At 65.3% G+C, this 20,680-nt stretch carries 21 protein-coding genes; 13 read left to right on the top strand and 8 right to left on the bottom strand.

Going from position 1 to position 20,680, the window contains the following annotated elements; all coding sequences use genetic code 11:
• The first annotated feature begins 1 nt into the window (after window position 1).
• Both ACTUWL_RS06045 and ACTUWL_RS06040 read left to right on the top strand, forming a co-directional pair.
• Window positions 2–457, top strand: a complete 456-nt coding sequence (locus ACTUWL_RS06045; protein WP_021080720.1) for a hypothetical protein — start codon at window positions 2–4, stop codon at window positions 455–457.
• Between the two features lie 313 nt (window positions 458–770).
• Window positions 771–1,793, top strand: a complete 1,023-nt coding sequence (locus ACTUWL_RS06040) for a S1C family serine protease (RefSeq protein ID WP_021080721.1) — start codon at window positions 771–773, stop codon at window positions 1,791–1,793.
• Window positions 1,794–2,133: 340 nt separating this feature from the next.
• On the opposite strand, the gene ACTUWL_RS06035 is transcribed toward ACTUWL_RS06040, so the two are convergent.
• Both ACTUWL_RS06035 and rpsU read right to left on the bottom strand, forming a co-directional pair.
• The gene (locus tag ACTUWL_RS06035; protein WP_035652494.1) at window positions 2,134–2,370 is read right to left on the bottom strand and encodes a DUF6894 family protein; all 237 of its coding nucleotides are present in this window, start codon (window positions 2,368–2,370) and stop codon (window positions 2,134–2,136) included.
• 111 nt (window positions 2,371–2,481) lie between these two features.
• The gene (gene rpsU, locus ACTUWL_RS06030) at window positions 2,482–2,757 is read right to left on the bottom strand and encodes a 30S ribosomal protein S21 (protein ID WP_021080722.1); all 276 of its coding nucleotides are present in this window, start codon (window positions 2,755–2,757) and stop codon (window positions 2,482–2,484) included.
• A 421-nt stretch (window positions 2,758–3,178) separates the two neighbouring features.
• Between rpsU and ACTUWL_RS06025 the strand changes: the two genes are divergently transcribed.
• The 3 genes from ACTUWL_RS06025 (at window position 3,179) to ACTUWL_RS06015 (ending at window position 4,004) form a co-directional block, all read left to right on the top strand.
• Entirely contained in the window at window positions 3,179–3,388 is a 210-nt protein-coding gene (locus ACTUWL_RS06025) for a cold-shock protein (RefSeq protein ID WP_021080723.1), read from the top strand.
• A gap of 94 nt (window positions 3,389–3,482) precedes the next feature.
• Window positions 3,483–3,725 (top strand): hypothetical protein, encoded by a 243-nt coding sequence (locus ACTUWL_RS06020; protein WP_021080724.1) that lies wholly within the window; start codon window positions 3,483–3,485, stop codon window positions 3,723–3,725.
• 54 nt (window positions 3,726–3,779) lie between these two features.
• The gene (locus ACTUWL_RS06015) at window positions 3,780–4,004 is read left to right on the top strand and encodes a hypothetical protein (protein ID WP_035652497.1); all 225 of its coding nucleotides are present in this window, start codon (window positions 3,780–3,782) and stop codon (window positions 4,002–4,004) included.
• Here ACTUWL_RS06015 and ACTUWL_RS06010 read toward each other — a convergent pair.
• From ACTUWL_RS06010 to ACTUWL_RS05985, 6 genes are all read right to left on the bottom strand, one after another.
• A complete protein-coding gene (locus tag ACTUWL_RS06010; protein ID WP_021080726.1) occupies window positions 3,991–4,209 on the bottom strand; it encodes a hypothetical protein in 219 nt (72 codons plus the stop codon). The genes ACTUWL_RS06015 and ACTUWL_RS06010 overlap by 14 nt on opposite strands.
• 408 nt (window positions 4,210–4,617) lie before the next feature.
• On the bottom strand, window positions 4,618–5,397 hold the full coding sequence (locus tag ACTUWL_RS06005; RefSeq protein ID WP_021080727.1) for an alpha/beta fold hydrolase: 780 nt from the start codon (window positions 5,395–5,397) through the stop codon (window positions 4,618–4,620).
• Window positions 5,398–5,401: 4 nt separating this feature from the next.
• Complete coding sequence (locus ACTUWL_RS06000; RefSeq protein ID WP_021080728.1) at window positions 5,402–6,697, bottom strand: O-acetylhomoserine aminocarboxypropyltransferase; 1,296 nt, start codon at window positions 6,695–6,697, stop codon at window positions 5,402–5,404.
• Between the two features lie 45 nt (window positions 6,698–6,742).
• Entirely contained in the window at window positions 6,743–8,047 is a 1,305-nt protein-coding gene (pncB, locus tag ACTUWL_RS05995) for a nicotinate phosphoribosyltransferase (protein ID WP_021080729.1), read from the bottom strand.
• 61 nt (window positions 8,048–8,108) lie between these two features.
• On the bottom strand, window positions 8,109–11,621 hold the full coding sequence (locus tag ACTUWL_RS05990; RefSeq protein ID WP_291736597.1) for a molybdopterin cofactor-binding domain-containing protein: 3,513 nt from the start codon (window positions 11,619–11,621) through the stop codon (window positions 8,109–8,111).
• 20 nt (window positions 11,622–11,641) lie between these two features.
• Entirely contained in the window at window positions 11,642–12,109 is a 468-nt protein-coding gene (locus ACTUWL_RS05985) for a (2Fe-2S)-binding protein (RefSeq protein ID WP_021080731.1), read from the bottom strand.
• 275 nt (window positions 12,110–12,384) lie between these two features.
• On the opposite strand from ACTUWL_RS05985, the gene ACTUWL_RS05980 reads away from it, so the two are divergent.
• The 8 genes from ACTUWL_RS05980 (at window position 12,385) to ACTUWL_RS05945 (ending at window position 20,605) form a co-directional block, all read left to right on the top strand.
• Window positions 12,385–13,833, top strand: a complete 1,449-nt coding sequence (locus ACTUWL_RS05980; RefSeq protein WP_021080732.1) for a hypothetical protein — start codon at window positions 12,385–12,387, stop codon at window positions 13,831–13,833.
• A complete protein-coding gene (locus ACTUWL_RS05975; RefSeq protein ID WP_021080733.1) occupies window positions 13,830–14,738 on the top strand; it encodes a UPF0280 family protein in 909 nt (302 codons plus the stop codon). Before ACTUWL_RS05980 ends, ACTUWL_RS05975 begins: the two co-directional genes overlap by 4 nt.
• Before the next feature lie 16 nt (window positions 14,739–14,754).
• A complete protein-coding gene (locus tag ACTUWL_RS05970) occupies window positions 14,755–15,339 on the top strand; it encodes an amino acid synthesis family protein (RefSeq protein WP_021080734.1) in 585 nt (194 codons plus the stop codon).
• 27 nt (window positions 15,340–15,366) lie between these two features.
• Window positions 15,367–16,581, top strand: coding sequence for an ABC transporter substrate-binding protein (locus tag ACTUWL_RS05965; RefSeq protein ID WP_021080735.1), 1,215 nt, complete (start codon window positions 15,367–15,369; stop codon window positions 16,579–16,581).
• Between the two features lie 171 nt (window positions 16,582–16,752).
• Window positions 16,753–18,642, top strand: a complete 1,890-nt coding sequence (locus ACTUWL_RS05960; protein WP_021080736.1) for an ABC transporter permease — start codon at window positions 16,753–16,755, stop codon at window positions 18,640–18,642.
• Complete coding sequence (locus ACTUWL_RS05955; protein WP_021080737.1) at window positions 18,639–19,430, top strand: ABC transporter ATP-binding protein; 792 nt, start codon at window positions 18,639–18,641, stop codon at window positions 19,428–19,430. Before ACTUWL_RS05960 ends, ACTUWL_RS05955 begins: the two co-directional genes overlap by 4 nt.
• Window positions 19,427–20,131, top strand: a complete 705-nt coding sequence (locus ACTUWL_RS05950) for an ABC transporter ATP-binding protein (RefSeq protein ID WP_021080738.1) — start codon at window positions 19,427–19,429, stop codon at window positions 20,129–20,131. The genes ACTUWL_RS05955 and ACTUWL_RS05950 overlap by 4 nt, the downstream gene beginning before the upstream one ends.
• Window positions 20,132–20,149: 18 nt before the next feature.
• Window positions 20,150–20,605: a MarR family winged helix-turn-helix transcriptional regulator gene (locus ACTUWL_RS05945; RefSeq protein WP_021080739.1), complete on the top strand. Its 456-nt coding sequence runs from the start codon at window positions 20,150–20,152 to the stop codon at window positions 20,603–20,605.
• The last annotated feature ends 75 nt before the right edge of the window (window positions 20,606–20,680 follow it).

The raw sequence follows: 20,680 nt of genomic DNA, 5'->3' as shown, positions 1-20,680 counted from the left end.
CATGTCCGAAGCAACACAACTGACCGCAGCCCAGCGCGCCGATCTTCGCACCGTCGCCGCGATGATCGTTCCCGAAAGCGCCGAGTACAGGGTGCCGGGCGCGGACGACCCCGCGATCCAGGCCGACATGCTGGCAACGCTCGGCCGCGACACCGCGCTGGTCGCTCAGGCGCTGGATCATCTGGGAAAGCTCGCCGGCCAACCGCTCGCCGAGCTCGACGAGGTCAGGCGCGACGCGGTGGCGCAGGAGTTTCGCAAGCATGGCGGCGCGGCCGCGGCCACCCTCGTTCGTGTGGTTCTGCAATGCTACTACCGCGACGACCGCGTGCTGCGCTCGCTCGGGCTCGAGTTGCGGGCGCCGTTCCCGAAGGGCCATGTGCTGCCGGACGGCGACTGGTCGCTGCTCGATCCGGTGCGGGCGCGCGGCGGGGTGCTGCGGCGGGCGACCCAGGGCTGATGAGATTGGGCTGACCTCCACCGACGGCGGTGCTTCACCTCTCCCTTTGGGAGAGGTCGATTTGCGCAGCAAATCGGGTGAGGGATTACGGTCTATCGAGAGAACAAGAGCCCTCACCCGGATTGCACTGGACGATGCTTCGCATCGCCAGGCGCAATCCGACCTCTCCCCAATGGGGAGAGGTGAACCAAGCGCGGCCGAGCGGCTTCGATCCAGGACTTATCTTGCCCTAGCCACCCGGGCAGGCGGGTGGCGTAACCACTTGCGGCGGCGGGAGCCGGTCACCATCTGAGAGGACCAAAGGACTCTCACCATGTTGGATTTTACCTCAGATACCGCCGGTGACAGGCCGTCACCGCGAACGGCTGACGCTGCGCTGGTCGATGACCGGGCGTTGCTGGATGCCTATTCCAATGCCGTGATCGACGTCACCGACCGCGTCGGTCCGGCCGTGGTCCGGGTCGAGACCGGGCCGAAGGTGCGCAATGCGCGCGAGCGCGGCGGCCTCGGTTCGGGCATCGTGATCTCGCCCGATGGGCTCGTCGTGACCAACAGCCATGTGGTCGGCGCGTCGAAGGAGATCCGGCTGCGCGACACCGAGGGCTTCGTCACCGATGCCCATGTGCTCGGCGTCGATCCCGATACCGACCTTGCGCTGCTGCGGGCCGATGGCGCGCGCGATCTGCCTTACGCCTCGCTCGGCAACTCCAAGACGCTGCGGCGCGGCCAGCTGGTGGTCGCGATCGGCAATCCGCTCGGCTTCGAATCGACGGTCACCGCCGGCGTGGTGTCGGCGCTCGGCCGCTCGATCCGCTCGGTCAGCGGGCGCACCATCGAGGACGTGATCCAGACCGACGCCGCGCTGAACCCCGGCAACTCGGGCGGCCCGCTGGTGTCGTCGCACGGCGAGGTGATCGGCATCAACACCGCGATCATCAACGGCGCGCAGGGCATCTGCTTTGCCGTCGCCAGCAACACCGCGCAGTTCGTGCTGTCGGAGATCATCCGTCACGGCCATGTCCGCCGCGCCTATATCGGCGTCGCCGGCCAGACCGCGCCGGTGCCGCGGCGGCACGCGGTGCTCGCCGGCGTCGAGAACAAGATGGGTGCGCTGTTGATGCAGATCGAGCCGGACAGCCCGGCCGCGCGCGCGAGCCTGTTGCCGGGTGACGTGGTCATCAAGCTCGACGGCGTTGAGATCAACGGCGTCGACGACCTGATCCGCGCGCTCGATCACAGCCGGATCGACCGCACGCTGTCGATGGACGTGCTCCGCCTCGGCCGCCTCCGCGCGATCGATATCCATCCGATCGGGAGGAAGCCGGCGAAGCAGTGAGGGCAATCCCATCTGCATGCGAGATGCACTCAGGTGAGGGGTATCTCTCCGCGAGCTCAGCTGCGGAGAGAACCCCTCATCCGTCGCGGACTACGTCCGCGCCATCTTCTTCCACACAGGGAGAAGGAAAGGGGGAGTTCGCGGCAGCGCTACTGCAGCGCGGTCAGCAGCTCGTCGGGCTGCTCGACCATCATCATGTGGCCGGCGTCTGATCGCACGACAATGTCGGGTCTTGGAGGCGAAGCGGAGATTCCGCGCTCGTGCTTTACCGACTATGAGACCCCATAGCGGACATACGACCGCTACGATGGCGAAGCGGCTAAGGTCACACTTCGCCAGATTACTGGATTACCCTGCTGTTGTTGAAAACGAGCGCTACTTGAAACACACGCTCGGTATTGGTTCGTACTTCGACAACAAGGTCTCGCCGTTCATCCATAGGCAGGAGATTTCGGGTTAGATCCGCCAGTGTCTGAGCCGCTTCGACCTCAGCTTCGCGCTGAGTTCCGCACTCCAGTCCTTCCTCATCGGGATAAAGCCCGGTGTCGTCGCGGATATCGAAATAATAGCGCGTCACTCCGGCGCCTCATTGCTTCTGGCGCTGGTTCAACATCGGCGCCAGCCGGCTGTTCCCTGTCAGTGAGAGCGCCGCCGGCCGATAGGACAGCGTGAGTGTTGCTTTGTTCCCTCAGCCCGCGGACGCGGAAGTCCGCGGCAGGGACGGTTTGCGTTCGGGGAGCTTCTTCTTCGGGGGCGCCGGCAGCAGACCTTCCCTGATCGCTTGCTTGCGAGCGAGTTTGCGAGCCCGGCGAATGGCTTCGGACTTTTCGCGCGCCTTTCTCTCCGAGGGTTTCTCATAGGCACGACGCTGCTTCATTTCGCGGAACACGCCTTCACGCTGCATTTTCTTCTTCAGAACACGAAGTGCCTGGTCGACATTGTTATCGCGGACTACGACCTGCATTAAATCTCCTCGATGACTGCAAGCTGGGACGATCCTGCGCGCAGCCGGTTGCGCAGGAGTTCGTTGCAAATGGAAGAATGAGAGCGACCGCGCATTCCTCGCCAGCCTCGAACGAGCAATTTTGCTCGTCACGGCGATGCGGTTCAGTGGGAGGAAGTGACCACTCCCGCGAGAACAAGTCAAACGATAAAGGCCTGAAGTCCCATTGGAACTGCTGCCCCGAACGGAGCCGCAGCGGCGAGCTGAATCAAATTGTCAGGCTTCCTTGTAATATGGCGGTCATCGTGTATATTACCATTATTCGATTAGCCGCTGTGCCTTGTTGAACGTGCCCGCGGGCTCCTTTTCCAAAGACATCGACGAAGTTGAAATCGCCGCGCGATTGTCGCGCGAAACGCGTTTGCGCGCTTTGGAGAAGAAAATGACGACAGGTACGGTTAAGTGGTTCAACGGCCAAAAGGGCTTCGGTTTCATCCAGCCGGGCGACGGCAGCAACGATGTGTTCGTTCACATCAGCGCGGTCGAGCGCGCCGGCCTTTCGGGTCTCGCCGAGGGCCAGAAGGTCAATTACGAGCTCAAGACTGACAAGATGCGGGGCAAGGTCAGCGCCGAAAATCTCTCGCTGGCTTGATCTCGTCGCGCCGTTTCACGGATGTACTGAAACGGCAATGCTGCCCGCTCGATCCCTGGATTGAGCGGGTTTGCCTATTTTCAGCAGGTGAAGGATGAGCGCCAGGAAATCGGCAGTACCGTCACCTGAAGCGATCGCGCGCGCCGATCGTCAGCGCCTCGCCGCCGAAGAAGGCGTGCGGGCAATCGCGGATGTCGAACGCCAGGCGATCGAAGTGCGCAAGAACATGGCGCGCCTCCGCGAGCTACGCATGGCCAAGGAAGCTGCGGACGCGACCCTTGCAGCAGCCTCGCCGGCATTCCCGGCCAAGAAGCGCACGAGAAAGTTGTTGCGGTAGACACCCTCGACCAGTGTCGATGGACTTGCCGAGGACGGAGTGACAGCCGGGAGAGTGCTGATCGTGCCCAGAGCAAAATCGGACGGTGGTGGAACGATCACGTTCACCCTCGCGCTGGGGGCAGCGCGACAAATGTGCCGGCTTACGACGACGTTCCAAACCGACAAGCAGGCGTTCAGCTATCTGCACAAATACCGGACGGAATTCGAGAGGATCGCGCGAGCGCGCCTGGCTTTAGGAGAGCTCGAAGACGGAATCGTCATGCTCACGATGCTTTAGGTCGGTGCTTCGATAATGCCGGGCTATTCCGCAGGGGCTTCGCCGCAGCTTCCCGGGCCAGACGCTCAGCTTTCAGGCGCTCGCGATTCTCGTGAAAGGATTGCTCCGCCTTCGCGTAGTCGGTCATCGGTTTGGCATTGCTGATAGCCTTGAAAGCTTTGTCGGCTTCCCGCCGATGGCGGGTATTCGCTTCGTTTTTGGTCATTGTGACCTCCAGACTGGGCTTGTTTTTCCGCCGCGCCGCCCGGGGCGCGGGAAGGCTTCGAGATTGCGTCACCAGGCCAGCTTGAGAACGCTGACAAGCAGTGCCGACAGGACAGCAATTGTGAGCGCAATGTCGACAAGAGGAGCTGCTAGACAGGCGCGCGCCGGGTCGGCTTCATCTTGTCGGTTTCCTGCGAACCGCAGCGGGCATCGCCGGATTTCGGAATAATAGAATGTATCGCTGATTTGCCCGACGTGTCAAGTTGCTTGTCCAAGTGTGCTTATCCAAGTGTGCTTGTCCAAGTCCCGGCGGGCTCCCGGCTCCTTTGCATGGGGTTGTTTTCGATATTTTGGGAACGCTCGCGGTGCGCCACCTTCTCTCACAGCGGGAGAAGGCTTCGCGGCCGCCCTACTGCAACGCTGCCAGCAGTTCGTCCGGCGTCTCGACCATCATCATGTGGCCGGCGCCAGGCAGCACGACGGTCCGCGCGTTCGGCGTCGCGGCGGCGAGCGCCTTGCCGGCCTTGGCGGGGGTCATCATGTCGCGCTCGCCGAGGATGAAGGTCGCGGGCACCTTCACGGCCGCCGCGGCGGTCAACCCGTTCTGGTAGGCGTTGCAGGCGTTGAGGTCGTTGTAGAGCACGCCGGGCTTGGCCTCCTGCAGCACCCGCTGCGCGCCCTGGTGCATCCACAGCCCCGGTGCGAGGCTGCCGCCGAGCTCGGCCTTGAAGCCGAGGCCCCAGATCGAGACCATGTCGATCGCTGCGCCGTCATTTGCTTCGGCGGCTTTCAGCAGATCGAGGCCGACCGTCATGGTCGCGGCGGTGCCGATCAATGCGAGGCCGGAGACCTTGTCGGGATGTCGTGCCGAGGTCTCGATCGCGATCAGCGAGCCCATCGAATGGCCGATCAATCGGGCCTTGGTTGCGCCGGCGGCGGTGATCAGCGCGGCGATCCAGTCGGCCATCTCGGCGATGGTCGGCAGCGGCTTGCCGGCGGAGCGGCCGTGGCCCGGCAAATCAGGCGCCAGCACGGAATAGCCGTGATGGGCGAACCAGCGGCTGTGCAGCGCCCAGGTCGAAGAGTCGAAGCCGGCGCCGTGGATCATCACGACCGCCGGCAGCGAGGGATCGAACGGCTTGCCGCCGGTCGCGATGAAGGTGTCTGCACCGTTCACTGAAAGCTGCATGGCCTCAAGTCCTTTGCGAGGCGCGCAGCGCCTGGCCGAGATCGTCGGTGATATCGTCGGCGGTTTCGATGCCGACCGACAGCCGCACCAGCTCCTCGCCGATGCCGGCGGCCTTGAGCTGTTCGGCGTCCATCTGCTGATGCGTGGTGCTGGCAGGATGGATCACCAGCGTCTTGGCGTCGCCGACATTGGCGAGATGGCTGATCAACTTCAGCTGCTCGATGAACTTCTTGCCGGCGGCGCGGCCGCCCTTGATGCCGAAGCTGATGATCGAGCCGGCGCCGCGCGGCAGCAGCTTCTTCGCCAGCGCGTAATCGGGGTGCGTCTCCAGCGACGGATGCAGCACCCAGTCGACCGCCTTGTTCGCAGTCAGGAACTCCAGCACCTTTTGGGTGTTGCTGACGTGCCGGTCCATCCGGACGCCGAGCGTCTCGATGCCCTGCAACAGCTGGAAGGCGTTGGTCGGCGACAGGCAGGCGCCGAAATCGCGCAGGCCCTCGGTGCGGGCGCGCATGATGAAGGCGGCCTTGCCGAACTGCTCGTCGAAGACGATGCCGTGATAGCCGGCATAGGGCTCGGTGAGCTGCGGGAACTTGCCGGAGGCGCGCCAGTCGAACCGGCCACCGTCGACGATCACGCCGCCGATCGCGATGCCGTGGCCGCCCATCCACTTGGTCGCCGAATTCATCGTGATGTCGGCGCCGAGCTCGATCGGCTGGCTCAGATACGGCGTCGCGAAGGTGTTGTCGATCAACAGCGGGATCTTCGCGTCATGCGCGATTTGCGCCACCGCGGGGATATCGAGCACTTCGAGGCCGGGATTGCCGATGGTCTCGCCGATCACGAGCCGCGTGTTCGGCCTGATCGCGGCGCGGAACTCGTCGAGCGCGCGCGGCTTCACGAAGGTCGTGGTGATGCCGAACCGCGGCAGCGTATGTGCGAGGAGATTGATGGTGCCGCCATAGAGCGAGGCGGAGGCGACGATATGGTCGCCGGCATTGAGCAGCGTTGCGATCGCAAGATGCATCGCGGCCATGCCGCTCGCGGTGCAGATCGCACCGACGCCGCATTCGAGCGCGGCGATGCGCTCCTCCAGCACTGCGGTCGTCGGGTTGGAGATCCGCGTGTAGATGTGGCCGGCGCGTTCGAGGTTGAACAGCGCCGCGGCGTGGTCGGCATCCTGGAACACGTAGGACGTGGTCTGGTAGATCGGAACCGCGCGCGCACCGGTTAAGGGATCGGGGCGTTGGCCGGCGTGCAGGCTCAGGGTTTCGAAGGCAGGCGGCTTGGGTGCGGGCATGCGAGGCTCGTCAGGTCAGTCGATGAGGATATTTGGTCTGCAGCTCTATACGTGAACTGCGGTGCGGACGCGGCCGACATTGCCGAACACCCGCAGATAGCGCTCGACCTCCGAGGGGATGCCGGTCGCCTTCTCCGGATTGTCGGAGAGCTTCACGGCCGGTCGGCCGTCGACCGACGTCACCTTGCAGACGATCGAGATCGGATCGAGCTCGGCGGTGCCGTCAGGCGCGCAGCCGACGAAATCGTTGGTCAGGTTGGTGCCCCAGCCGAAGCTGACGCGCACGCGCCCCTTGAAGTGATGGAAGGTCTCCTCGATCGAGCCGACATCCATCGCATCCGAGAACACCAGCAGCTTCTCCTTGGGATCGCGCCCCTTCTGCTTCCACCATTTGATGATGTCTTCGCCGGCGGTGATCGGCGGCGCGCTGTCGGGGCGGAAGCCGGTCCAGTCGGCAACCCAATCCGGCGCGTCGCGCAGGAACGGCTTGGTGCCGAAGGCGTCGGGCAGTGCGATCAGGAGGTTGCCGCCATAGGCGTGTCGCCACTGGTCGAGGATGCGATAGGGCGCCCAGCGCAGCTCCTGGTCGTCATTGGCGAGCGCGGCGGCCACCATCGGCAGCTCATGCGCATTGGTGCCGATCGCCTCGAGGTCGTTGTCCATCGCCAGCAGCACGTTGGATGTCCCAGTGAACGACGAGCCGAGGCCTTCCTTCACCGCCTCGACGCACCAGCGTTGCCACAGGAAGCCGTGGCGGCGCCGCGTGCCGAAATCGGACAGCCGCAGGCCGTCGAGCTTGCGCAACCGCTCGACCTTGGCCCACAGCTTGGCCTTGGCGCGGGCGTAGAGCACGTCGAGCGCGAAGCGGCCGTAGGTCTTGGTCGCCGCGCGCGAGCGCAGCTCGTTGAGGATCGCAAGCGCCGGGATCTCCCACATCGTGGTGTGGGTCCACGGCCCGTGGAAATGCAGCTCATACTGGCCGTCGACCTTGTGCAGCTCGTATTCGGGCAGGCGGAAGGTCGAGAGCCAGTTGATGTAATCGGGCGAGAACATCTGGGTCTTGCCGTAGAACGTGTTGCCGGCGAGCCAGATCAGCTCCTTCTTGGAGAAGCGGATGGTGCGGGCGTGGTCGAGCTGGGCACGCAACTCGCCCTCGTCGATGACTTCGGCGAGCTTGATATGGGTCGACCGGTTGATCACCGAAAAGGTCGTGCGGGTGTCCGGATAGGATTCCCGGATCATCTGCTGCATCAACAGCTTGTAGAAATCGGTGTCGAGCAGGCTGCGCACGATCGGGTCGAGCCGCCAGCCGTGGTTGTAGGTCCGGGTCGCGATATCTGTCACGGTCATGCCGGAACCTTAGCCTGCCGGGCGCGGTCCGCCCAGTGGGTATCGGGCGGAACATGGCAGGTCAGCGCGCTATGGTCTGCCGTATACGGCCAACCGTGGCGGCGACATCGGCCCAGGCCGGCCTGGCGGGGGCAAACTGGCGCCGCAGGAAGCCGACAAGCTCAGCAACCTGGCTGTCGCTCATGCTGTCCTTGAAGGCCGGCATGTAGCCGAGATCGGTTGCGGCCGGCTTGGCGATGCCGTGCAGGATGACCTGGATCAGATTGTCGGGCACATCGCTGTGCAGATTGCTGTTCAGCGCCAGCGACGGCCGGCTGCCGAACAGCGGCGGCCCGCCGACCTCATGGCAGACCGCGCAGGCGCCTTGATAGATCCGCCCGCCGGCCGAGGCGGCCGTGGTGACGGCCGTGCTGGCTTCGAGCTTCGCGGCGAGCGCATCGTGAGCCGGCCGGTCGGCGGCTTCGTTGAACGAGGCGAGGTAGACCGCCATCGCGCGGATGTCCTGGTCGGGCAGCGCGGCGAGCTCCTTTACGACCGGCGCCATCGGTCCCGCGGCGACGCCATGCAGGCGTGACTCGCCGGTGCGCAAGTAAGCGTAGAGCTCGTCTTCGCTCCATGGGATCGGCGCCTTCGATAGCGAGGTCAGCGCCGGCGCCTCCCAGCCCTCCGCGAAGCCGCCGGCAAGATAGGCGCGCTGCCGTTCGGCGCCGAGCCCATTGCGTGGCGAATGGCAGGCGCTGCAATGTCCGAGGCCTTCGATCAGGTAGGCGCCGCGATTCCAGATCTCAGATTTCGATGGATCGGGCCGAAACGTATCAGGCCGATGGAACAGCGCATTCCATCCGGCGAGCAGCGGCCGCAGGTTGAACGGAAAGGCGAGCGTGTTCGCCGGCGTCGCCGCGCGCACCGGCGCCTGCGCCGTCAGGTAGGCATAGAGCGCCTGCAGGTCGGCATCATTGGTCCTGGCGAAATGCGTGTACGGGAATGCCGGGTAAAGATGGCGCCCGTCGCGGTGAATGCCTTCGCGCATGGCGCGCTCGAAGGCGGGATAGGACCAGGCGCCGATGCCGGTGTCGACATCGGGCGTGATGTTGGTCGTGTAGACGGTGCCGAACGGCGTCTCGAGCGGCCGGCCGCCGGCATTCACCACGCCATGCTCCGACGTGTGGCAGACGGCGCAGGCGCCGAGCGCCGCGAGCTCCTTGCCACGCGCGATGGTGGCCGCGGAATAGACCGAGGCATCGGGCTGGGCGATCGGCGCGATCGCACGCCAGGGCAGGACGGCGGCGCCGATCCCAAGCGCCGCGGCGCAGAGTGCGGCGATGCCGGCGAGTACGCCGCCGCGCTTTGCGAACGGATTTTGCCATCGGTTGAGCTCGGCCGGCCGCGCGGGCGGCGGCAGCGGTGCAGGCGCTGTGGGTTGCTCGCCGCGCAAGCCTTTCAAAATGCGCTCCGGCGTGAACGGCAATTCGCGAAAGCGCACGCCGGTAGCATCATAGATCGCGTTGGCGATCGCGGCCGCGCTCGGCACCGAGGCGGATTCGCCGACGCCGAGCGGCGGCTGGTCCTGCCGCGGCAGCATCAGCACATCGATTTTGGGCAGCTCAGGGAATTTGATGATGGGGTAGGCGCCCCATTCCCGCGCCGTCACCGCGCCGCGCTCGAAGGAGACCTCCTCCATCAGCGCGCGGCTGGTCGACTGGATCACATTGCCTTCGATCTGGTGTCGCACGCCCTCGGGATTGATCATCAACCCGGAATCCTGGCCGGCGACGACGCGGGTCACGCTGACATCGCCGGTCGCCTTGTTGACCGCAACATCGGCGATCCACGCCGACCATGCCGCGCCGTAACCGGGAAACTTGCTGTGCACGTAGAGCGCATAGGCGAAGCCGCGGCCGCGGAGGATGTCGCCGTCGGCCTCGGGCTCTTTCCGCACCGGGCGCGGCGTCCAGCCCGCGCGTTCGGCGACCGCGTTGACGAGATCGATCGCGCGCTTGTCTTTCAAATAGCGCAGCCGGTACTCGATCGGATCGACTTCGGCCTCGGCCGCGAGCTCGTCGATATAGGACTCGTGCGCAAAGGTGTTCGGCAGCGCCGAGACGCCGCGAAACCAGGAAGCGCGTACGATCGGCGGCATGTCGTTGGCGACCACGCGCATATTCTCGTAGTCGTAGGGCGGGATCGCGGTGCGGTCGCCCATCTCGAACATTGCGGCTTCAGGTGCGATCCGCCCGGTGAGCAGCAGCGCCAAGGTCGGCGCGCCGTTCGAGGGATAGCGCGTCGAGAAGTCATAAGCGGCGACGCTGCCATCGGCATTGAGCCCGCCATTGACGTCCATCAGCTGCGCGGTGCCTTTCGGCTCCCAGGCATGTTCCTGTTCGCGGGTGAGCTGCACGCGCACGGGCTTCCCGATCGCGCGCGACAGCAGCAGTGCGTCTGCGGAGACGTCGTCGGCGCAATTGCGGCCATAGCAGCCGGCGGCTTCCATCCGGATCACGTCGATCTCGGATTCCGGCCGCTGGATCAGGAGCGCGAGGTCGCCGCGCAGGATGTGCGGGTTCTGCGTGCCGGACCAGACGCGAATTCCATCGTCTCCGTAGCTGGCGACCGCGCAGGACGGGCCGATCGAGCCGTGCATCTGATAGGGCCAGAGATACGTCCGTTGCATCGGCTTGGCCGCCGCCTTAATCGCGGCATCAACATCGCCCTTGTCGATCAGCTGCCGTGGCGTCGATGGATTGGCGCGCAGCGCCTGCTCGATATCGGAGAGATCGGTCAGATCAGGTCCCGGCTTCCAGCTCACTTTGAGCTGCGCGGCGGCCTTGATCGCGTTCTCCTCGCGTTCGGCGACGACGCCGACGAAATCACCGATCCGCACCACCGCGACAAGTCCGGGAATATCCCGCACCGAGGCTTCATCGACCGCGATCAGGCTGGTGCCGACGAACGGGCCGGCGTCGACGCCGGCATAGGGTGGGCGGACGACGCGGCCGTGCAGCATGCCGGGCACGCGCACGTCGTGGACATAGACCAGCTCACCGGTGGCCTTTGCCGGCAGATCGACGCGCGGCACCGACTTGCCGACGACGGAATAGGCGCTCACCGCCTTGACCTGAACGTCGTCGGCGAGCTCGAGGCGGATGGTCTCGTCGGCGATCAGCTCGCCATAGCTGACGCTGCGGTTGTCGTGGCCACGGATCAGGCCGTCTTCGATGGTGAGATCATCGACCGGTAGCTCCAGCCGCTCGGCCGCGCGCGAGAGCAGGAAATGCCGGGCTTGCGCTGCGGCCTTGCGCAAGGGAACGGCGGTGATCTGGATCGTTTCGCTCGCGATCGTCGCGCCCTGGTTCGGCACCACGGCGGTGTCGCCGAGGATCACCACGACGCGGGCAAACGAGACGTCGAGCTCTTCGGCCACGATCTGTCCGAGCGCGGTGCGGATGCCGGTGCCGAGATCGACATGGCCGTTATAGGCGTTGACCGAACCTTCAGCCGTGACGGTGATGAAGGTCTCGAACGCGCCTTCCGCGCCAAGAACCGCGGAGCGAACCACCGACAGCGCGCCGCGCATGCGTTGCTCCGGACCCGCCATCAACCGCGCGCCTCGAGCGCGTGACCGGCGGCGCGCATCGCGGCGCGGATGATTTCGATATGCGCGCCGCAGCGGCAGAGATTGTAGCGCAGCGCTTCCAGCACCTCATGCTCGGAAGGATTGGGATTGCGCGTGAGCAGCGCCTTGGTGGTGATGATCATGCCGTTGAGGCAGTAGCCGCACTGCGCGGCCTGCTCGCGGATGAAGGCCTCCTGTACCGGGTCGGGATGTTCGCGGCTGCCGAGCCCTTCCAGCGTGACGATGTCGCGTCCCGCACAGCCCTCGATCGGAATCACGCAGGCGCGCGCGGCGACGCCGTCGATCAGCACCGCGCAGGCGCCGCACTCGCCGAGCCCGCAGCCATATTTCGGTCCGTTCAATGCGAGATCGTTGCGCAGCACGTAGAGCAATGCGGTGTCGGGAGCGGCGTCGACGTCATGATTCCTGCCGTTCACGGTCAGGCGCATTGCCCCGGTTCTCCCCTGATGTTTGCGCTGCAACGTCAGCGTCAAATCGAAGACGAGGATAACGTTTGTGTACAAACGTGCAAGCGGCGGCATGCCGCGCTGCAGCGCGTGCACGCTTTATGAACAGGGTGCGCAAGCGAAGGGCAGCTTTTGATTGCAAAGGCCGCTTGACAGGTCCCGGGCTCGCGCGCAGGATCATTCGTATACGAACGATAAGCACCGGAGGCGGAAGCGCAGTATGATCGACCGCCGCCACAAGTCCAGGTCTGGTCACGATGGCTGACACAATGACCGTCGCCGCCGGCGACAAGATCCGCTGCGATGCCTGTCCGGTGATGTGCTACATCAAGCCGGGCGCGGCCGGCGCGTGCGACCGTTACGCCAATCATGATGGCACGCTGGTGCGGGTCGATCCGCATGTCGTGCTGGAGCGTACCGTCTCGCATGGCGGCAAGCTGGTGCCTTTCCAGGTCAGCGGCGACTGGGACGGCAAGATCGTCCGGCAGCCCGACCTGTTCGTCACCGCGATCGGCGCCGGCACCACCTATCCGGACTACAAGCCGGCGCCGTTCATCGTGTCGTCGGAAGTCGACGGCGTCGACATGGTCACGGTGGTGACCGAGGGCATCTTCTCCTATTGCGGCGTCAAGGTAAAAATCGACACCGACCGCTATCTCGGTCCGGAGACCGCGACTGTGCGCGCGGACGGCGAGGCGGTCGGCCATGTCACGACCAGCGAATATGGCTCGCAGATGCTCTCGCTCGGCGGCGTGCATCACCTGACCGGTGGCTCCAAGAAAGAGGGCCGCGTCACCTGCGACACGCTAATGGATCTCTCCAATTGCAAGGCGGTGGAGCTGACCATCGATGGCGGCGCCACCGTCGTGGTGCAAGCGGGCAAGCCGCCGATCGTCAACGGTGTGGCCGAAGAGCGGATGCGGGTCGGCTGCGGCTCGGCCACCATCGGCATGTTCGCCAAGCAGTGGCACGGCAAGGTCGATGAGGTCGTGGTGGTCGACGACCACATCACCGGCGTGCTCAGCGAGCACCAGGCCGGCAAGCTGCTCGACATCGCCGACACCGGCATCAAGATGAAGGGCCGCCGTTCGACGCCCGGCCGCTATTTCCAGGTCGCCGATCCCGGCACCGGGTGGGGCGGCACCAACATCTCCGATCCGCTGTCGATCCTCGGTCCCTTCAATGCCAAGGAGGCGCGGCCCGGGCTCACCATGCTGATGGTCTCGACGACCGGCGAGCATGCATCGTACTACGTGCTCGACGAGGCGTTGCAGCCGGTCGAGACCGAGATGCCGGCCGATCTCCGATTCTCGGTCGAGCGCATCCAGGAGAATTGCGAACCCGCGCTGTGCACCGTGCTGTTCATGGGCGGCGCGGGCGGATCGCTGCGCGCCGGCGTCACCGACAATCCTGTGCGGCTGACGCGCTCGGTGAAGGACGCGCTGACGCGCGTGACCAGCGGCGGCGCGCCGGTGTACGTGTGGCCGGGTGGCGGCATCACCTACATGGTCGATGTCACGCAGATGCCGGCCGGCGCCTTCGGTTATGTGCCGACCCCGGCACTGGTGGCGCCGATCGAGTTCACGATGCGGCTGTCGGACTACGCGGCGCTCGGCGGCCATATGGATTATGTCCGTCCGCTGTCGTCGCTGCGGGACAGCGCCGACATCCGGCCGATGCCGTACCTGCCCGGGCGGCACGCATGACGCGGCTCCCGCAAATCGCGCTTCTTCCTGACGGCAAGCGGCTGCATTTGCAGGATGGGCCCATTGATCTCGTCATCGAAGCCAGGGGCAGGGATGCGGAAGTTCGATCCGCCTATCAGGCGGCGGCGGAGCACTTGACCGGTCTGCTCGATGAACTCTGCTCGGAACTTGCCGAACTGCGCAGCGCGGCGCATCCCGATCGCTGCTTGCTGAAGGGCGTGGTCGCGCGGCGCATGCATGCGGCGGTCGCGCCGTTTGCCGCGGATTGCTTCATCACGCCGATGGCCGCCGTCGCGGGCTCGGTCGCCGAGGAAATCCTCGGTACGATGTTGCGCGTAGCGGCGCTCGACCGCGGCTATGTCAACAATGGCGGCGATATCGCGTTGCATCTCGGCGAGGGCGAACAATTTACCGTCGGCCTGATGGACCGGCCAGACCGTCATGGCGTGATGCGCACGATGTCGGTCGATGCCGACATGCCGGTCCGTGGGATTGCGACCAGCGGCCGCCACGGCCGCAGCTTCTCGCTTGGCATCGCCGACGCCGTCACCGTGCTGGCGCGAACGGCATCGCAGGCCGATGCGGCTGCGACCGTGATCGCCAACGCGGTCGATCTGCCCGGCCATCCCGCGATCATGCGCGTTCCGGCCAACGAATTGCAGCCCGACAGCGACCTCGGTGGACGACTGGTGACGCGCGATGTGGAGAATTTGGCGGAACACGAGATTGGGCAGGCGCTCGAGGCGGGCGCGGCGCGGGCGCGCATGCTCCTGATGTCGGGATTGATCGAGGGCGCGGCATTGCGTCTACTGGGCGAAACGCGGCTTGTTGGTGCAACTGGGATCGGGGCGCCGAAGTCGCACGCGTTTCAGGAACGAACGATAGAACACATGCTGCAGGCATGACCGGGAGCGAGGCACAATGAGCGCCGTTATTCGCAAGATCGTCACCGTGGTCGAGGAGATCCATCTGGAGATGGGCAAGACCATCGCGCCGCCGACCCGCCGCGCCGCCGCCATCGCCGTGATCGAGAATCCCTTCGCCGGACGTTATGTCGAGGATCTGTCGCCGCTGATCGCGATCGGCGAGGAACTCGGTGAATTGCTCTCCAAGCGGGCCGTCGCCGCGCTCGGCATCGATGGTGCCAAGGCGCACAGCTACGGCAAGGCCGCCGCTGTCGGCGAGAATGGCGAGCTCGAGCACGCGGCCGCGATCCTGCATCCGAAAATGGGTGCGCCGGTGCGCAAGGTGCTGTCGAAGGGCGCGGCGCTGATCCCGTCGTCGAAGAAGCGCTCGGGGCCCGGCACCACGCTGGATATTCCGCTCGGGCACAAGGATGCGGCCTTCGTGCGCAGCCATTTCGACGGCATGGAGGTGCAGATCAACGATGCGCCGCGGGCCAACGAGATCATGGTCGCGGTTGCGGTCACCGACAGCGGGCGGCCGCTGCCGCGCGTCGGCGGGCTGACGGTCGGCGAAGTCAAAGGCGAAGACGGATTGCGTTAATCTCTTTCAAGGAAACTGGAGGACGGGATGCGTGGTTATTTCGTAGGGGCGGGATTGGCGATCGCGGTCGCGGCCATGGCAACGGGCGCCATGACGACGCAGGCCATGGCGCAGAGCGAAATCAAGATCGGCGAGATCAACTCCTATTCGCTGCTGCCGGCGTTCACCGAGCCCTATCGCAAGGGCTGGCAGCTCGCGGTGGAGGAGATCAATGCCGCCGGCGGCATCAATGGCAAGAAGCTCGTCGTCATTTCCAAGGATGATGGCGGCAAGCCGGCGGATGCGCAGACCGCGGCCAACGAACTGGTGTCGAGCGAGAATGTCGCGATGCTAACCGGTACGTTCCTGTCGAATATCGGCCTCGCGGTCTCTGACTTCGCCAACCAGAAGAAGGTGTTCTTCCTCGCGGCTGAGCCGCTGACCGACGCGATCACCTGGTCGAAGGGTAATCGCTACACCTTCCGCCTGCGGCCGTCGAACTACATGCAGGCCGCGATGCTGGTGGCAGAAGCCGCCAAACTTCCCGCAAAACGCTGGGCGACCATCGCGCCGAACTATGAATACGGCCAGTCGGCGGTTGCGGTGTTCAAGAAGCTGATGTCGGAGAAGCGGCCTGATATCCAGTGGGTCGACGAGCAGTGGCCGCCGCAGGGCAAGATCGACGCCGGCCCGGTGGTGCAGGCGACCGCCGCCGCGAACCCGGAGGCGATCCTCAACGTCACTTTCGGCGCCGACCTCGTCAAGCTCGTGCGCGAGGGCAACACCCGCGGCCTGTTCAAGGGGCGCACGGTGGTGAGCTTCCTGACCGGCGAGCCGGAATATCTCGATCCGCTGAAGGACGAGACGCCCGAGGGTTGGATCGTCACCGGCTATCCCTGGTATTCGATCAAGACGCCGGAGCACGACGCGTTCCTCAAGGCCTATCAGGCCAAGTACAACGACTATCCGCGGCTCGGCTCGATCGTGGGCTACCAGACCATCAAGGCGGCGGCGGCAATCCTCGCCAAGGCCGGCTCGAGCGATCCGGAGAAGCTGATCGCGGCGGCCGAAGGCATCTCGACGCCGTCGCCGTTCGGCGAGATCACCTTCCGCAAGATCGACCACCAGTCGACGCTCGGCGCCTTCACCGGCAAGACCGCGCTGAAGGACGGCAAGGGCATCATGGTCGATACCGCCTATCGCAAGGGTTCGGACTATCTGCCTGGCGATGCCGAGATCGAGAAGATGCGGCCGAAGGATTGAGGCCTCTTAGTTTCCCCTCTCCCTGTTCTTACGGGGAGAGGGTTAGGACGAGGGACGTCTCCAAGAGTGGGCTCGTGGAGAGTTCCCCTCACCCGAATTCAAGCTGCGCTTGAATTCGACCTCTCCCCGCAGGCGGGGCGAGGTGAAGAAAAACTCCAACGCGGACCGCCTATGGCCTTCTATATCGTCCAGTTCCTGACCGGTCTTGCCAGCGCGGCGTCGCTGTTCCTGGTCGCTTCGGGTCTGTCGATCATCTTCGGCGTGACGCGGATCGTGAACTTCGCGCATGGCGCGTTCTACATGCTCGGCGCCTATGTCGCCTTCACCCTGACCGAGCGTTTCTCGGGCGCATTCGGCTTCTGGGGCGGCATCGTCATCGCCGCGCTGGCGGTTGCCGCAATCGGCGTGCTGGTTGAGATGGTGCTGCTGCGCCGGATCTACCATTCGCCGGAGCTGTTCCAGCTGCTGGCGACCTTCGGCCTCACCCTGATGGTCGAGGACCTCGTGGTGCTGATCTGGGGGCCGGATGATCTCGTCGGCCGCCGCGCGCCGGGCTTCAAGGGCGCGATCGATTTCTTCGGCCAGAATATTCCGAGCTACGACCTGTTCCTGATCGTGCTCGGGCCGGTCGTGCTCGGCGTGCTCTGGCTGTTGTTCCAGCGCACCCGCTGGGGCGTGCTGGTGCGCGCGGCGACACAGGACCGCGACATGGTCGCGGCGCTCGGCGTCAATCAAAAATGGCTGTTCACCAGTGTGTTCGCGCTCGGCGTCTTCCTCGCCGCGCTCGGCGGCGCGCTGCAGATTCCGCGCGATGCGGTCAACCACGCGATGGACCTGCGCGTCATCGTCGAGGTCTTCGTCGTGGTCGTGATCGGCGGCCTCGGCAGCATCATCGGCGCCTTCGTCGCGGCTGTGCTGGTGTCCGAGCTCAACGCGTTCGGCATCCTGATCTTTCCGAAGATCTCCATCATCCTGGTGTTCCTGGTAATGGCGGTGGTGCTGATCGTCCGGCCGTGGGGGCTGTTCGGCAAGCCGGAGGCGCCGGCGCGGCGCACGCCGGGTCTCACCGTCAATCCATGGCGGCCGCTGACGACGAACGAACGGCTTGCCGCGATCGCCGTGCTCATCGTCGCCGCTGCGCTGCCGTTCGTCGCCGGCAACTACGTGCTCACCGTCGGCTCCGAGATCGCGATCTTCGTGATCTTCGCGGTCAGCCTGCATTTCCTGATGTCGGTCGGCGGGCTCGCCTCGTTCGGGCACGCGGCCTATTTCGGCCTTGGCGCCTATGGCGTGGCGCTGCTCGCCAAGATGGCGGGCTTGCCGATGATCGCCTGCCTGCTGCTCGGGCCGCTGCTCGGCCTTATGGGCGCCGCCGTGTTCGGCTTCTTCGCCGTGCAGCTCTCGGGCGTCTATTTCGCGATGCTGACCCTGGCCTTTGCCCAGATCGTCTGGTCGATCGCGTTCCAATGGGTGTCGGTGACCGGCGGCGACAACGGCATTCTCGGCGTCTGGCCGGAAAAATGGGCGGGGAGCCCGTCGCATTTCTATTGGCTGTCGCTCGGCATCGCCGCGCTTGCCGTGGTGATCCTCCGTATCATCGTGTTCTCGCCGTTCGGCTTTGCGCTGCGCGCGACACGCGATTCGCCGCTGCGCAGCGAGGCAATCGGCATCAACGGCAAGCGCATCCAGTGGACCGCCTTCGTGATCGCGGGCACGGTCGCAGGCCTCGCCGGCGCGCTGTTCGCCTATCTCAAGGGCAGCGTCTTCCCGGACAATATGGGCATCTCGCTGTCGGTCGACGCGCTGGTCATGGTGCTGCTCGGCGGCGTCGAGACGGTGTCCGGCGCGGTGGTCGGCGCCATCGTCTACAAGGCGCTGAACATCTGGCTGGTCAGCCAGACCGACTGGTCGAAGCTCGTGCTCGGCGGCTTTGTCGTGCTGATCGTGGTCGCGTTCCCGAAGGGCATCGTCGGTACGCTGGAAGCAGTCATGCGCCGGCGGCGTAAATCGCCCTCGTCGGCCTCGCCCCTGCTCACCTCCCGCATAGAGACCGCCGAATGAGCATGGTCCCCGCATTGTTGTCGGTCGAGGGGCTGACCAAATCCTATGGCGGCGTGCACGCGGTGCGCGGCGTCTCGTTCGAGTTGCGTGCCGGCGAGATCCTGGCGCTGATCGGACCGAACGGTGCCGGCAAGAGCACCTGCTTCGACATGCTGAATGGCCAGAACATTCCCGATAGCGGCCGCATCCGCGTGCTGGGCGAGGAGACCACCGGCAAGAAGCCGCGCGTGGTCTGGCGCATGGGGGTGGGGCGCACGTTCCAGATTGCAGCGACGTTCCCGACCATGACGGTGCGCGAGAATGTGCAGGTCGCGCTGGTGTCGCATGGCGGGCAACTGTTCAATCTGTGGGCTTCGACTGCGCGTCAGGCCCGCGACGAGGCCGGGCGGCTGCTCGATCTGGTCGGCATGGGTGCCTATGCGGAGCGGCCCTGCGGCGAGCTTGCCTATGGCGACGTCAAGCGGCTGGAGCTTGCGATCGCGCTCGCCAACCAGCCGAAGCTCTTGTTGATGGACGAGCCGACCGCCGGCATGGCACCGCGCGAGCGCATCGAGCTGATGCGGCTGACGGCGCGGATCGCCCGCGAGCAGTCGATCGGCGTGCTGTTCACCGAACATGACATGGACGTGGTGTTCGAGCATGCCGACCGGATCCTGGTGCTGAACCGCGGCAGCCTGATCGCCGAGGGCTCGCCCGAGGAGGTTCGCGGCAACGCGCAGGTGCGGGCGATCTATCTCGGCGAAGGCCTGCTCTACGACGCAAGGCACCGCGAGGGAGCATCGGCATGAAGCTCACGGTGAACGACCTCAACAGCTTTTACGGCCCGGCGCATATCCTGTTCGACATCGCGCTCGAGGTCGGCGAAGGTGAGGTGGTCGCATTGCTCGGCCGCAACGGCGCCGGCAAGTCGACCACGTTCCGCTCCATCGTCGGCCTGGTCGAGAACCGTTCCGGCCGCATCATGTTCGAGGGCAAGGACGTGTCAACGCTGCCGACGCATGCGATCGTGCGCGGCGGGCTCGGCTACGTCCCGGAGGAGCGGCGTATCTTCACGGATCTGACGGTCGAGGAAAATCTCGAGGTCGGCCGCCAGCCGAAGCGACCGGGCGCGCCGCAATGGGATCGCGACAAGTTGTTCAAGCTGTTTCCCAATCTCGGCGAGATGCGCGGCCGGCCCGGCGGGCGGATGAGCGGCGGCGAGCAGCAGATGCTGACGATCGCGCGCACGCTGATGGGCAATCCGTCGCTGGTGCTGCTCGATGAACCCTCGGAGGGCCTGTCGCCCAAGATCGTCGAGCAGATGGTCGATGCGATCCTGGCGATGAAGCAAGAGGGCGTCAGCATCGTTGTGTCAGAGCAGAACCTGCATTTCGCCCGGCTGATCTCGGATCGCGCCTACATCATCGAGCGGGGCCGGATCTGCTTCGGCGGCACCATGGCCGAACTTGATGCGCGTCCGGATGTCCGCGACGCGCATCTGTCGCTGTAAAGGGCAGGGGTTAAGACAATGGCGCGGAGTGCTGCACCGAAGCGAAGCGTGAAGGCCGCAAAGCCGGGCTATGTGCTGGACGAGCAGATCGGCTTCATCCTGCGCCAGGTGTCGCAGCGTCACGCCGTGATCTTCGCCCGCGAGATCGGCATCAGCCTGACGCCGACGCAATGGGCGGCGCTGTCGAAACTGTCTGAGGTCGGCGCGTGCTCGCAGAACCAGCTGGGGCGGCTGACCTCGATGGACGTTGCGACCATCAAGGGCGTGATCGACCGCTTGACCGCGCGCGGCCTGACCGAGACCGCACCCGATCCCAATGACGGCCGCCGGCTGCTGGTGAGCCTGACGCGCGCCGGCCAGCAGATGGCCGACAAGGCCGCGCCGAATGCGCTTGTGATCTCGAGGGAGACGCTGGCGCCGCTCGACGCCAAGGAGCGCGAGACGCTGATGGCGCTGCTCGGGAAGCTGCGGTGATGATACGTACTGCTCCATCTACGCGATTGCGAGCATAGCGAAGCAATCCATTTTCCGCCTGCGGCGATGTGGATT

This window comes from Bradyrhizobium sp. WCU1 (assembly GCF_053474805.1).
The sequence above is the reverse complement of the archived record's forward strand: the minus strand, read 5'-3'. Positions and strand labels throughout refer to the sequence as shown.